Source organism: Streptomyces sp. NPDC058284 (assembly GCF_042881135.1).
Taxonomy (GTDB): domain Bacteria; phylum Actinomycetota; class Actinomycetes; order Streptomycetales; family Streptomycetaceae; genus Streptomyces.
The window spans coordinates 115,590-128,112 of sequence record NZ_JBHVYE010000012.1 but is presented as its reverse complement, the minus strand read 5'-3'; the positions used below and the strand labels follow the sequence as shown (position 1 = coordinate 128,112).

Here is a 12,523-nt window from a genome sequence, read left to right as displayed (position 1 = left end):
CCGTAGTCTCCGCGGGTTGCCAAGGTCGGGAATCGGCCGCGGGGACGGTCGCGTGTGCGGGTGCGTTGTGGCTGGTGCGCCTGTTGTTCGGTTGTGGGGTGGGGGCGCGGGGGTATGTGCGTACTCGCTATCCCTGCGTCACGCTGCACGAACAATGGGGCTACAGCGTGCTCGGTGCTCCGTTCGCACATACCCCCACGTCCCCTCCGGTGCGCGTGCGACCGCGCCCCGGTGGGGGTTCGGCTGCCTACTCTCCGGGGCCGCTCGCGGCTGCGGGCCGGTGGGGGCTTCAGCGTGTGATCGCCTTGGCTATCTTCTCTGCGTCGCGGGACAGTTCGCGGAGCATGCCGCTGATGGGGTTCGTGAAACCGGTGAAGTACAGGTCGGGGGCGTGTTTCGCGGTGCGGCGGCCGTGGGTGGTCGGGCGGCCGCGGGGATCGAGGGTGATGATGTCGCCGACCAGGCCTTCGAGGGCGCGACGGTAGCCGGTGGCCGCGATGACCGCGTCCGGGGCGATCCTGGTTCCGTCGGCGAGGACGACCTTGTCGGCCTCGAACGACTCCACGGCGGCGACCGGTTCGACCCGGCCCTTGCGTATCGCGGCGATCAGGCCGACGTCCTGGACGGGGATCGCGCCCTGCCGGGCCCGGGAGAACAGGCCGGTGTCCGGGCGCGGCAGTCCCTTGGCCGACAGGTCGGGGACTCCCATCCGGGTGACCGGGCCCGCGAGCCGGTCGGCCAGGGCGGTCGGGAGTCTGCGGCACAGGATGCCCGAGCGCTGGGCGGGCCACCCCGCCGTGGAGCGGCGCACGATGTGCGGGGCCGTGCGTACCGCGAGGCGGACCCGGGCCGCGCCGCCCTCGGCGAGGTCGACGGCGATCTCGGCGCCCGTGTTGCCGACGCCGACGACGAGGACGTCCCTGCCGGTGTAGGGGCGGGGGGTGCGGTAGTCGCCCGCGTGCAGGAGTTCGCCGGTGTAGGTGTCGCGGCCGGGCCAGTCCGGCAGGTGGGGGGTGTGGTTGTAGCCGGTGGCGATCACCACCGCGCTGCCCGTCAGCTCGCGTCCGCCGGTGGCGTGCAGCAGCCAGCCGGTGCCGTCGGCGGTGCGCTCCAGACCGGTCACCTCGACGCCGGTGACGATGTCGAGCTTGTGGTGCTCGGCGTACTTCTCCAGGTAGCGGATGACGTTGTCGCGGGAGACCCAGCGGCCGAACGACCGGGGAATGGGCAGGCCGGGCAGGGCGGAGAGGCGGCGCGTGGTGTGCAGGTGGAGGCGGTCGTAGTGAGCGCGCCAGGAGGCGGCGACGCGGTCGGACTTCTCCAGGACGACCGCGCGGACGCCGCGTGCGCGCAGGGCCGCGGCGACGGCGAGGCCGCCGGGCCCGCCACCGACGACGTACACGGGGCGGTCCTGCGTGTGCGTAAGCGGAGGAGTGGAGTCGGCCATGACTGGAGAGTAACCGCGCGACTACTTGATGGGTGACGGTCAAGTCCGAAACCGATTGCGAATTGATCACAGGGGAGGGAGGAAGGGAGGGGTGGGTTGGGTGCGGGTGGGGAGGGGCGGCGTGTGTGAGTGCGGGGTGGGGGAGGGGGTGTTGGGGGTGGGCGACGTGTGTGCCTCTTGCGTGGGCGGGTACTTGTGCGCTGAACTGACGTTGCGTCAGGAGCGGTGTGGGTGGCGGTCTGTGGGCGCTTCGGTCTTTGCCCGGGAATGGCTGGTTCGTGCGGGCGGGTGGTTGATTCTGTGCGCGTTCGCGTTGGGGCGCGTGCGGCCGTGTCCGTGCCCGTGTCGTCCTGGCGTATCCGGAATCACGACCACGCGATCGGACTTCTCTGATGAGTACGGACCAGCGCGCCAAGCCGCGCTTCGACCTTCCCGAGACCGATGCCTTCACCCGGCCCTACTGGGACGCCGCCGCCGAGGGGCGATTGCTGATCCGCCGTTGCGGGGCGTGCGGTGCGGCCCATCACTACCCGCGTGAGTTCTGCCCGCGCTGTTGGAGCGAGGACGTCACCTGGGAGCGGGCGAGCGGCCGGGCCACGCTCTACACCTGGTCGGTCGTGCACAGGAACGACCTGCCGCCGTTCGGCAGCCGCGTGCCCTACGTCGCCGCGGTCGTCGACCTCGCCGAGGGGCCGCGCATGATGACGGAGATCGTCGACTGCGAGGACGGTGCGCTGCGGGTCGGGATGGCGGTGGAGGTGGCGTTCCGGGAGGCGGCGGAGGGGGTGGCCGTCGCGGTGTTCCGGCCCGCCTGAGCCGGGACGGCGAACAATTCGGAGGCGGGGGCCGTGGGGTGCGAGGGATGATGGTCCATGTCCTCTTCGTCACCGGGCCCCTTCCCTGCCGGCCCCTCCTCGAAGCCCCTCGCCGGCTGGCAGTTGACCGCCGACCTCTCGGAGTTCCTCGCCCGCGGCGAGAAGTTCCTGCACTCCGAACCCGCCCTGCACACCGCCCTGCTCAGCGCCAGCGAGGTCCTGCGCATGCGGGGGCCCCAGGCGTACGGGAAAGCTGCGCCCCTCTTCGGTACGTACGCCGATGCCGACGGGACCGTCCGGGGTGCCTTCCTGTGGACCAAGCCGCACCGCCTCGCGCTCGGTCCGGCCACCGCGGAGGCCGCCGACGCCTTGGCCCGGCAGCTGGCCGTGGACTGCCCCGACCTGCCCGGGGTCGGCGCCGACCGCGCCACCGCGGAGGCCTTCGCGCGGGTCTGGGAGCGGCGCACCGGAGCCGCCGCCGTGCTCGGTGCCCGCCAGCGCCTGTACCGGCTCGGCACCCTCACCGTGCCCGAGCCCGTGCCCCCGGGCCGAGCCCGCGTCGCCACCTCGGCGGACCGTGCCCTGCTGGCACGCTGGCACCAGGAGTTCGGGGAGGCGGTCGGGGAACGGCCCGCGATGGCCCCGGGCGACTGGGCGGACACCCGCCTCGCCTACGGAGGCGTCACCCTCTGGGAGACCTCCGACGGCGCTCCCGCCGCCATGGCAGGCGTCACACCCCGCGTCGCAGGGCAGGTCCGCGTGGCCCCTGTCTACACCCCGGCGGCTCTGCGCGGCCGGGGCTTCGGTGGCGCCGCCACCGTCGCGGCCACCCGCGCCGCCCTCGCCGCCGAGGTCCTGCTCTTCACCGACTTGGACAACCCGACCAGCAACAGCCTCTACCAGCGCATCGGATACCGCCCCGTGCGGGACTTCGCGCAGTACGAGTTCGGGGGAGGGCCGGGCCGCGAGGCGTGACGTCGCCTGCCGAGGTGCCCGGGGGACACGGAGACGTCCCGCCGTTCGTCACGGCCACAGCGGCTCCTTGGGTCAGTTGGTGTGTGGGGGCCGCCCGGCCTCCGGTCCGGCCGTCGCGTCGCCTGCCGAGGTGCCTGAGGTACGGAGACGTCCCGCCGCTCGTCACGGCCACAGCAGCTCCTTGACCCAGCCGCCGTGCGGGGGCCGGCCGGTCTCCGGTCCGGTCGGCTCCGGCTTGCGGTAGCGCAGCCGCACGTGGCGGCGTCGTGCGTCGCCCTGGAAGAACTCCGCCTCCGTCGGGTCCAGGACGTACAGGGTCCAGGTCGGCGCGTCCGCGTCCGGTTCCCTCCGCGCCCGCTCCCAGGCGGCCTCGGAGGACCGCACCAACTCCGCGTACTCCGGCAGGACTTCGCTCTGCCGCCCCACCAGCGCCGCGGCCAGCGCACCCGTCGACCTGGCGTGCAGGTCGGCGAGGCTCTCGGTGTGCGGGGCCGTGGTGATCCGGCCCCTGATGCGGATCTGCCGGCCCCGCGCCGCCCAGTAGAAGTGCAGGGCGGCCTCCGGCCGGGCCGCGAGCTGGTGGCCCTTCCTGCTGGTGGCGTGGGAGGCGAAGTGCCAGCCGTGCTCGTCGGCGTCGTGCAGCATCACGGTCCGCACGTCGGGACCGCCGTCCTCCGCCACCGTCGCCAGACCCATGGTGTGCGGTTCGGGCTGCCCGGCGGCCACCGCATCCGCGAACCACGCGTGGAAGAGGGGGAGGGGCGCGGCGGGCGCGGTGGCGGGGTCGAAGGCGGGCAGCTCGACGTCCCAGACCCGCTGGGCCCGCAGCAGCTTCTGGAACTCGGACGCGGGACGGGCGGGGCGGTCTCCTGGAGCGGCGGAGCCTGCGGGTGGTGTCGTCATACGGCGATTGTCCCCATCCGGATACGGTGATTGTCCCCATCCGGCGCTGCGATCCGTTCCGTCACCCCCGCCCCAGCACCACCGTCCCCGACGAGCAGAACCATCCGCCCGTCCCCGACGCCACCGCCAGTTCGGGCAGGCTGCCGTCGGGACGTCTCACCTGGCCGGCGCCGGATCGGCCGCGGAGTTGGCGGACCGCTTCCACCAGGAGGAAGAGGCCCCGCATGCCGGGGTGCTGGGCGGAGAGGCCGCCGCCGTCGGTGTTGGTGGGGAGCGCGCCGTCCCGGAGCAGGCGGCCCTTCTCCACGAAGGGGCCGCCCTCGCCCTTCTCGCAGAAGCCGAGGTCCTCCAGGGTCACCAGTGTCATGTACGTGAAGGCGTCGTAGATCTCCGCGATGTCGATGTCCGAGGGCCGCACCCCGGCCCGCTCGAAGGCGAGGCGGCCACTGACCGCCGCCGGGGAGACCGTGAAGTCGGGCCACTCCGACATCGTCGTGTGCGAGACGTGTTCGCCCGTGCCGAGCACCCATACCGGTTCGGACGCGCAGTCGGGCACGTACTCCTCCGCGGCGAGCAGGACCGCGCAGCCGCCGTCGGACCGTATGCAGCAGTGCAGCTTGGTGAACGGGTCCGCGATCATGGGGCCGCCGAGGACCTCGTCGACCGTGACGGGGTCGCGGAACATCGCGTCGGGGTTGGTCGCCGCGTTGGCCCGCGCCTGCACGGCCACCGAGGCGAGCTGCTCCAGCGTCGTACCGTACTCGTGCATGTGGCGGCGCGCGGCCATCGCGTACTTGGCGATCAGGGAATGCCCGTACGGGACCTCGAACTGGAGCGGTCCGCGCGCGCCGAAGGAGAGGTTCGACGTGCGGCGCCCGGCCCTGATGTCCGCGCGGGCCGTCGAGCCGTACACGAGGAGGACGGCGTTGGCCCGGCCCGCCGCGATCGCGTCGGCCGCGTGCGCCGCCATGACCTCCCAGGTGGCCCCGCCGACCGACGTCGAGTCCACCCAGCGTGGCGCAAGCCCGAGGTACTCGGCGACCTCGACCGGCGCCAGCGTGCCGAGGCCCGCGGAGCCGATGCCGTCGATCACGTCGCGGCCGAGCCCGGAGTCGGCGAGCGCCCGGCGGGCCGCCTGGGCGTGCAGGGCGTAGGGGGTGGCGTCGTCGACCCGGCCGCAGTCCGAGAGGGCCACACCGACGACGGCGACCTTGCGCGGCGAAGAGGGGCGGGGGGAGCGGCGAGAGGCGGTGTGTGGTGCGGTACTTGGCGTGGTGCGCGTGGTGGCGGCCATGAATCTGACGGTACATCAGGTGGCACGTCGCGGTAGAGGGGTGCGATCGCCTCGCGTGACGTCGGCGCTCTGTGCATATCGGCATCGCGGTCCTAGCATGACGGCCCGTCAGATCTGGGACCGGGCCCTCGCGCCCGGGGGAGGAGCCTGCCGATGGACGCCGCCTTCAGTGCGGAGCAGGACGAGATCCGCCGCACCCTTCGCGAAATGATCGGGAAACGGTGCGGTCCCGACGAGGTCAGGACGGCCGTGCGCACTCCGGCCGGCCACGACGCCGCCCTGTGGTCCGCCCTCGCCGAACAGCTCGGCCTGCCCGGGCTCGCCATCCCGGAGGCGTACGGAGGTGTCGGCTGCACCACAGCGGAACTCGCCCTCGCCTGCGAGGAGTTGGGGCGGGCCCTCGTGCCGTCGCCGCTCCTCGCCACCGCCGTACTCGCCGCCCCGCTGATCCTGGCCCTCGGTACCGAGCGGCAGCGCGCCGCACTCCTGCCCCGCATCGCCGCAGGCGAGCTGACCGCCGCCCTCGCCGTTCCCGGCACCGGGCTCGCCACGGCGCTCGGCCTCGTCGGGGACAACAGCGGCGACTGGGCGGGCGGTGGCCGCGCGGGCGGCGTGCAGGCGCGAAGGGACGGCGGGGCGTGGCGGCTGTACGGGCAGACCGAGCAGGTCGTCGACGGGCACAGCGCCGGGCTCCTCGTGGTGGCGGCCCACACGGGCGGCTTCGCCCGCTCCCGTACGCTCCTCTTCCTCGTACGCGAGGGAGCGCGCGGCATGGCGCGGGCGCGGCAGACCGCGCTGGACGAGACCCGCACCCAGGCGCGGGTCGAACTGCGGGACGTGGCGGCGGAGTTGCTGGGCGGCGACGAGGCCGACGTGCCGGCCGCACTCGCCGCCGTGGGGGACGTCGCGGCCACGGTCGTCGCGGCCGAATCCGTCGGCGCTGCGGACCGGGCGCTGGAGCGCACCGTCGAATATGTGCGGCAGCGCGAGCAGTTCGGGCGCGCCATCGGCTCCTTCCAGGCGGTCAAGCACCGCCTCGCCGACGTGTACGTACAGGTGCAGGCGGCGCGGTCGGCCGCCTACTACGCGGCGTGGGCCGCGGGCGCGGAGGCCGCCGGGTTCGGCGGGCAGGGCGCCGAACGGGCCGGCGGGCTGGCCCTCGCGCAGGGCCTCGACGCGCTCAGGACCGCCGCGTCGGAAGCGGTGCAGCTGCACGGCGGCATCGGGTTCACCTGGGAGCACGAGGCGCATCTGTACTTCAAGCGCGCGGCAGGTGACGAGCTGCTCCTCGGTCCGGTGCACCGGCTGCGGGCGCGGGCGGCGGAACGGGCCGGTCTCTTCGCGGGCGACCGCGTCCCCCCGCTCGGCGAGGCCGTCTGATGCCGCCGGGCCTGCGTCTCGTGCAGAAGGTGTCGTCCACCCGGGCCTTCGCGAGGATCGCCCCGCACTTCATCCCCGCGATGGACCGCACCGTGCACCGGCTGACCCGCGGCAAGGTGCTGCTGAGCGCGCGGATGCTGCCCGGTGTCGTCCTGACCGCGCGCGGGGCGAAGAGCGGACTGCCGAGGCGTACGCCGTTGGCGTGCATGCCCGAGGGCGAGGCCGGTACCTGGGTGCTTGTCGGGTCCAACTTCGGGCGGCCCGGCCATCCCGCGTGGACCGGCGCTGAAGTTCTGGCCGCCGTACGCCGCGTACCAAGCCAGGGTGGACCGGGAGATACGGCTGTTCCGCCTCGAGAGGCGCTGAGCGGGGTTCAGGGAGTACAGACCACAGCGGCGGATCACCGTGGTGATCCGCCGTCGGGCTGACAGGACTTGAGGAGCAGAGGGTCGCTTTAGGGAAGGTTTAGGGGAAATGTGCCCGTCGGGGCTACTTCGACGGCTTCTTTCCCGTTACGCCCAAATGTACCAACAGCGCCAGATTCGGCTTGAGTTCGGCCTGCTTCACGCCCCACGTCTGGAAGCCGCGCTGGTGGGAGGCGACGGCGGCGAGCATCGCGACCAGGGAGCCCGCCATGGCCGCCGGGTTCACGTCCTTGTCGATCTTGCCCTTGGTCTGCAGCTCCTTCACGGTGTCCGTAAGGGAGTTGTTGACCGAGTTGAGGATCTTCATCCGGATCTTGTAGAAGCGCTTGTCGCCCTCGGCGGCACCGAGATCGACGACCCGGAGGATCGCGTCGTTCTTGCGCCAGAAGTCGAGGAAGCCGTCGACGAGGTCCTGGGAGGTCTGCCAGCCCGCCTTGCCGACCCACGAGCGCCCGTCGAGCAGCTGGGTCAACTCGGCGCCCTCCGCCGCCATTTGCTCGGCGATCTCCAGGACGGCGCCTTCCACGTCCGGGAAGTACTGGTAGAAGGTCGCGGGTGAAGTCCCTGCCTTCCGGGCGACGTCGATGACTTTGACGTCCCGGTAGGGCGACGAGCTGAGCATCTCGCTGAGGCAGTCGAGCAGCTTCTGACGCGTTGCCTGACCGCGCCGGCCGGCCACGCGGCCGTCGACGGTACGTACCTGTCCTGTCATGCCGTCAGCTTACCGAGGGGTGATCGGAGCGCGATTCGGCCGAGTGCAAATGGGGTTGGGGCGCGTGAGCGCGGCGCGTGGGGCCATCGGTGAGAATTGCCCAAATGTTCGAATGCGCGCGCTGCGGAGGACGGGGCGGGCCGCTAGCTTGACTGGCATGGACTACGCAGAGCGGGACACAGGGGGCGGTTACGCGGAGGGCGTGCCCTGCTGGGCCGACGCGATGCTCCCCGACGTCGCGGGCGGCAAGCGGTTCTACGGCGAGCTCTTCGGATGGACCTTCGACGAGGGCGCGGGACCGGAATACGGCCACTACACCCAGGCGTACAGCGAGGGCCTGCCCGTCGCCGCCCTCGCGCCCAAGGCCGACGGCCGCATGCCGACCGTGTGGACCGTGTACCTGGCCACGCCGGACGCGGCCGCGCTGGCCGAGCGCGTCAGGGACGCGGGCGGCTCCATGATCAGGGAACCCGTACGGGTGGACCCCGCCGGGACCATGGGCCTGGCCGCCGACCCCGAGGGCGCCGTCTTCGGGCTCTGGCAGGCCGGCACGCACCAGGGCTTCGGCAAGCAGCGGCAGCCCGGCTCGTACTGCTGGACCGAGGTGTACTCGCGCGACGGCGACGTGGTCGACCCCTTCTACGAGAGCGTCTTCGGCTACGGCAGTACGGAGCTGGACCTCGGCCCCGGCCTGGACCTGGGCCTCGACCGCGACCTCGGCGGCGCGGACTTCCGCGCCTGGTCGCCCGCGGGCGCCGAGCCAGGACCCGACACGGCGGTCGGCGGCCGTGCCCTGCTCACCGGATCCCCCTCCGCCGCCCGGATGCCCCCGCACTTCCTCGTCTACTTCCAGGTCACCGACACCGACGCCGCGGCGGCCACGACGACCCGGCTCGGCGGACGCGTCCAGGCGCCGCCCGCCGACAGCCCGTACGGCAGGATCGCGGTCCTCACGGACAATCAAGGGGCGATGTTCGCGGTCCTTCAGGATTGAGGGGGCCGATGAGGGGCGGTCGGGCCGTCCCGGGACCCTCGGCGGTGGGGTTTTGTCCGTAGACACCCCGATCCCGCCCCGGGTTCGCCACGACCGGCCCGGACAGGAAGAATCAGGGTGCGTGCCGCCGTAGCGGCTCGGTGGTGAGACGCTGCACGGGGCTGTCTTCTTCGACGGCCGCGTACGGGGAGGTGGCAAGGCAAGTGGTGGATCAGCTGACGCAGCACGATCCGAGGCGGATCGGCCCGTTCGAGGTCCTCGGCCGACTTGGTGCCGGTGGCATGGGTCTGGTCTATCTCGCGCGCTCCGCGTCGGGGCGGCGCGTGGCGATCAAGACGGTGCGGACCGAGCTCGCCGAGGACCAGCTGTTCCGTGTCCGCTTCACGCGCGAGGTCGAGGCGGCCCGCGCCGTGTCCGGCTTCTACACGGCCGCGGTGGTGGACGCCGACCCGCGGGCCGCCGTGCCCTGGCTCGCCACGGCGTACGTCCCCGCGCCCTCCCTCGAAGAAATAGTGAATGAACACGGGCCGCTGCCCACCCAGGCGGTGCGCTGGCTGGCGGCAGGCGTGGCCGAGGCCCTGGAGTCCATCCACGGCGCGGGCCTCGTCCACCGTGACCTCAAGCCGTCCAACGTCCTCGTCGTCGAGGACGGACCGCGCGTCATCGACTTCGGCATCGCGTCCGGCGTCTCCAACACGCGGCTCACCATGACCAACGTCGCCGTCGGCACGCCCGCGTACATGTCACCCGAGCAGGCGAAGGACTCGCGCAGCGTCACCGGCGCGAGCGACGTCTTCTCGCTCGGCTCGACCCTCGTCTTCGCCGCCACCGGGCACGCGCCGTTCCACGGCGCCAACCCCGTCGAGACCGTCTTCATGCTGCTCAGGGAGGGCCCCGACCTCGAAGGCCTCCCCGACGAGCTGCGCCCCCTCATCGAGTCGTGCATGCAGATGGAGGCCGCGCTCCGGCCCACCCCCGGCGACCTGCAGTCCCAGCTCGCGCCGCACCTCTTCGCCTCCGAGAGCGCCGACAACGACGACAGCGGTACGGCGTCCGCCTGGCTGCCCGAGCGGGCCGTCGCGCTGATCGAGGCCCGCCGGGGCGGCCGGCCGCCCGCCCGGGTCCCCGCCTCGGCAGGACGCAGCGGCGGCCGTGGCGCCGTGGCCGCCGCGCCGCCCGCGCCCGTCACCGCACCGCCGCCGCCCCTGCGGCAGCCGCCACCGCCCGCCCCGTCCCAGCCGCCCTTCGCCGCCGCGCCCGACGCGGGCCCGGTGCGGCTCGCCGGGGCGAAGGTGCCGATCGGCCCCGGGCCGCGGGTGGCGAGCGCCCGCACCGGCGCCGTGCCCCGTGACTCGGGGCTCGCCGCCTCCTGGTCGCGGTCCGCGCCGCAGCGGGCCGCGGGCAACGGCGTCGACCCGGTGGCCGCCGCGGTACCGGCGCCCGCCCCGGCCCCCGAAGCGGGCCCCGCCTCGTGGCGGCCGTGGCGCTTCCGGATGTCCAACGACGTCTGGGGCACCCCCGCGGTCGCCGGGAACCTCGTCTACGTCACCTCCTTCGAGGTGCACGCCCTGGACGTCGGCACCGGCCGCCGCAGCTTCAAGACGCGCGACGTCGCCTGGTCCATGGCGGTCGCGGACGGCCGTATCCACGCCTCCGACGGCCCCACGCTCTACGCCCTCGACGGCTCGGACGGCTCCGACCTGTGGCGCCTGTCGACCGACGCCTGGGTGTACTCCCTCCAGGCCGACCGCGGCACGGTCGTCACCGGCACGCGCGGCGGCGGCGTCCAGGCCTGGGAGGCGGTCAACGGCGAGAAGCTGTGGGAGATCACCGGCGCCCAGACCGACTTCGAGACGCCCGAGGCCGGGCCCGTCGTCCTCGACGGCACGGTGTACGTCTGGAAGGGCGCGAGACTGCGCGCCCTGGAGGCGCGGACCGGCGAGGAACGCTGGTCCTACCCCGTGGGCGACGCGGCCTCCTGCGGCGGCGTGCCGGTACGGCTCACCCAGGCGCAGGACGGCTACGTGTACGTGGCCGCGGGCACCCGCGTCCTCGCGATCGACGTGCTCGGCGGGCACGTCCGCTGGCACTTCGAGGCACCGGCCGCCTTCCTCTGCCCGCCCGCCTTCGCGCCGGGCCCCGCCGTCACGGGCGGCGGCGTCTACCTCGCCGACTACCTCGGCACGGTGTACGCCCTCGACGCGACGGACGGCCGCGACCGCTGGCGCATCGCCACGGAGTCCCGCTCCTCGATCGAGCCGGTCCTCGTCGCGGACGGCCACGTCCACGTGGGCAGCGGCAAGGGCCTCTACACCCTCGACGCGGTCACCGGCACGCCGAAGTGGCGCTTCCAGGCGGGCGGCGAGGTCGTCGGCGCCCCCGTCGTCGCCGACCGGCGCATCCACTTCGGCTCCACGGACCACCTGCTCTACACCCTGAAGGCGGACGACGGCCGCCTCCGCTGGAAGCTGGCCACGGGCGGCGAGATCACGGGTGCGCCCGTCGTCATCGACGGTGTGGTGTACGCGTGCAGCAAGGACCGCTGCGTGTACGCGCTGGACGCGGAGCGGGGTACGGGGACGTCACCCCGGACCTAGGGCCTGTCTTTCGGATCTGTCCGGGGTCGCGGGGCCTGGCACGCGCATCTGCGGCGTTGTCGTCGGTTGCCAACGCTCCGCGTTGCCGCCCTCCTCCGCCTTGCAGCTGCACGCACCAGACCCCGCTCAAGCCCGACCCAAGGCAAGGCCGCCCAAGTCCGGCCTGATCCGAAAGACAGACCCTAGCGGGGAGGGGCCTGGCGCGGGTCCTGGGGCGGGGGCGGCGTCGGCGGGTCCTGGTACGGGTGGGGCTCGGGGGTCCCGTACGGGTCGGTCGGCTCGGGCGTCCCGTAGGGCTCGGGTGCCGCGTAGGGCTCAGGCGTCTCGTACGGCTCGTACCGCCGGGAGTCCTGATATTGGTCCTGGTACTGGTGCGCGCCCGGGTCCGGTTCCACGACCGCCGGTTCCCGGCGCGACCGCCCCCGCGATCCGCGCCGCGCACGCCCCCGCATGACCGCCGCGGCGAGCAGCAGCAGCGCCCCGCCGCCGAGGCTGCCCAGCAGGCCCTGGTTCAGGCCCGAGCCGTCGCCCGCGACGGTCAGGCTGCCCTGCGACTGCCCCTGCCGGACCATCCACAGCACCGTGAAGCCGAGCACGACGACGCCCGCGAGCGCCACGAGGAGCCGCGACCTCAGGACCAGACCGGCCAGGGTCAGCAGCGCGGCGAAGGCGAACGGCAGGAAGAGCGAGGCGAAGAGTTCCGCCTTGGCTTCGGTGACGCCGCCGCCGGAGAACAGCTCGTCGATGCGGAAGTCACGGCCGGGACGACCGCCGTACCAGTCACGGAAGGGGCTCCATACGGCGGCCGTCGCTCCGATGAGAGCGAGGACCGACCCGACGACGTTGCGGACCATGGCGGGCTGCCTCCTGTGCGTGCGTCTCGCTGTGCCCCTCCGTACGCGTCCGTACGCGTCTCGTCTCATCTCTCAAGATCGACGCTACGCCGAGTGCGTGACCCCCGCCATGCGGGCCCGCTCCGGC

General features: G+C 73.3%; 10 protein-coding genes and 1 pseudogene. 6 read left to right on the top strand and 5 right to left on the bottom strand.

The annotated features are described in order from the left end of the window. Nucleotides 1-289 precede the first annotated feature (289 nt). Complete coding sequence (locus tag ACFVYR_RS18805) at nt 290-1,447, bottom strand: flavin-containing monooxygenase (RefSeq protein WP_384253647.1); 1,158 nt, start codon at nt 1,445-1,447, stop codon at nt 290-292. Nucleotides 1,448-1,839: 392 nt separating this feature from the next. On the opposite strand from ACFVYR_RS18805, the gene ACFVYR_RS18800 reads away from it, so the two are divergent. Together ACFVYR_RS18800 and ACFVYR_RS18795 are read left to right on the top strand one after the other, a co-directional pair. After that, nucleotides 1,840-2,262: a Zn-ribbon domain-containing OB-fold protein gene (locus tag ACFVYR_RS18800; RefSeq protein WP_384253645.1), complete on the top strand. Its 423-nt coding sequence runs from the start codon at nt 1,840-1,842 to the stop codon at nt 2,260-2,262. 57 nt (nt 2,263-2,319) lie between these two features. After that, on the top strand, nt 2,320-3,237 hold the full coding sequence (locus tag ACFVYR_RS18795) for a GNAT family N-acetyltransferase (RefSeq protein WP_384253642.1): 918 nt from the start codon (nt 2,320-2,322) through the stop codon (nt 3,235-3,237). 162 nt (nt 3,238-3,399) lie between these two features. On the opposite strand, the gene ACFVYR_RS18790 is transcribed toward ACFVYR_RS18795, so the two are convergent. Further along, on the bottom strand, nt 3,400-4,140 hold the full coding sequence (locus tag ACFVYR_RS18790; protein WP_384253640.1) for a pyridoxal 5'-phosphate synthase: 741 nt from the start codon (nt 4,138-4,140) through the stop codon (nt 3,400-3,402). Nucleotides 4,141-4,201: 61 nt separating this feature from the next. Beyond that, nucleotides 4,202-5,434 carry an acetyl-CoA acetyltransferase gene (locus tag ACFVYR_RS18785; protein WP_384253637.1) on the bottom strand — a complete coding sequence of 411 codons (1,233 nt, stop codon included), beginning with the start codon at nt 5,432-5,434 and terminating at the stop codon, nt 4,202-4,204. Nucleotides 5,435-5,587: 153 nt separating this feature from the next. Between ACFVYR_RS18785 and ACFVYR_RS18780 the strand changes: the two genes are divergently transcribed. Further along, nucleotides 5,588-6,814 carry an acyl-CoA dehydrogenase family protein gene (locus ACFVYR_RS18780; protein ID WP_384253634.1) on the top strand — a complete coding sequence of 409 codons (1,227 nt, stop codon included), beginning with the start codon at nt 5,588-5,590 and terminating at the stop codon, nt 6,812-6,814. Further along, nucleotides 6,814-7,180, top strand: a pseudogene (locus ACFVYR_RS18775) (nitroreductase/quinone reductase family protein). The gene ACFVYR_RS18780 and the pseudogene ACFVYR_RS18775 overlap by 1 nt, the downstream one beginning before the upstream one ends. A gap of 123 nt (nt 7,181-7,303) precedes the next feature. On the opposite strand, the gene ACFVYR_RS18770 reads toward ACFVYR_RS18775, so the two are convergent. Then, on the bottom strand, nt 7,304-7,951 hold the full coding sequence (locus ACFVYR_RS18770) for a TetR family transcriptional regulator (protein WP_384253632.1): 648 nt from the start codon (nt 7,949-7,951) through the stop codon (nt 7,304-7,306). Between the two features lie 157 nt (nt 7,952-8,108). On the opposite strand from ACFVYR_RS18770, the gene ACFVYR_RS18765 reads away from it, so the two are divergent. Together ACFVYR_RS18765 and ACFVYR_RS18760 are read left to right on the top strand one after the other, a co-directional pair. Continuing rightward, entirely contained in the window at nt 8,109-8,945 is an 837-nt protein-coding gene (locus ACFVYR_RS18765; RefSeq protein WP_384253630.1) for a VOC family protein, read from the top strand. A 203-nt stretch (nt 8,946-9,148) separates the two neighbouring features. Continuing rightward, nucleotides 9,149-11,542 (top strand): PQQ-binding-like beta-propeller repeat protein, encoded by a 2,394-nt coding sequence (locus tag ACFVYR_RS18760; protein ID WP_384253627.1) that lies wholly within the window; start codon nt 9,149-9,151, stop codon nt 11,540-11,542. 182 nt (nt 11,543-11,724) lie between these two features. On the opposite strand, the gene ACFVYR_RS18755 is transcribed toward ACFVYR_RS18760, so the two are convergent. Next, on the bottom strand, nt 11,725-12,396 hold the full coding sequence (locus tag ACFVYR_RS18755; RefSeq protein ID WP_384253624.1) for a hypothetical protein: 672 nt from the start codon (nt 12,394-12,396) through the stop codon (nt 11,725-11,727). Nucleotides 12,397-12,523: the final 127 nt, after the last annotated feature.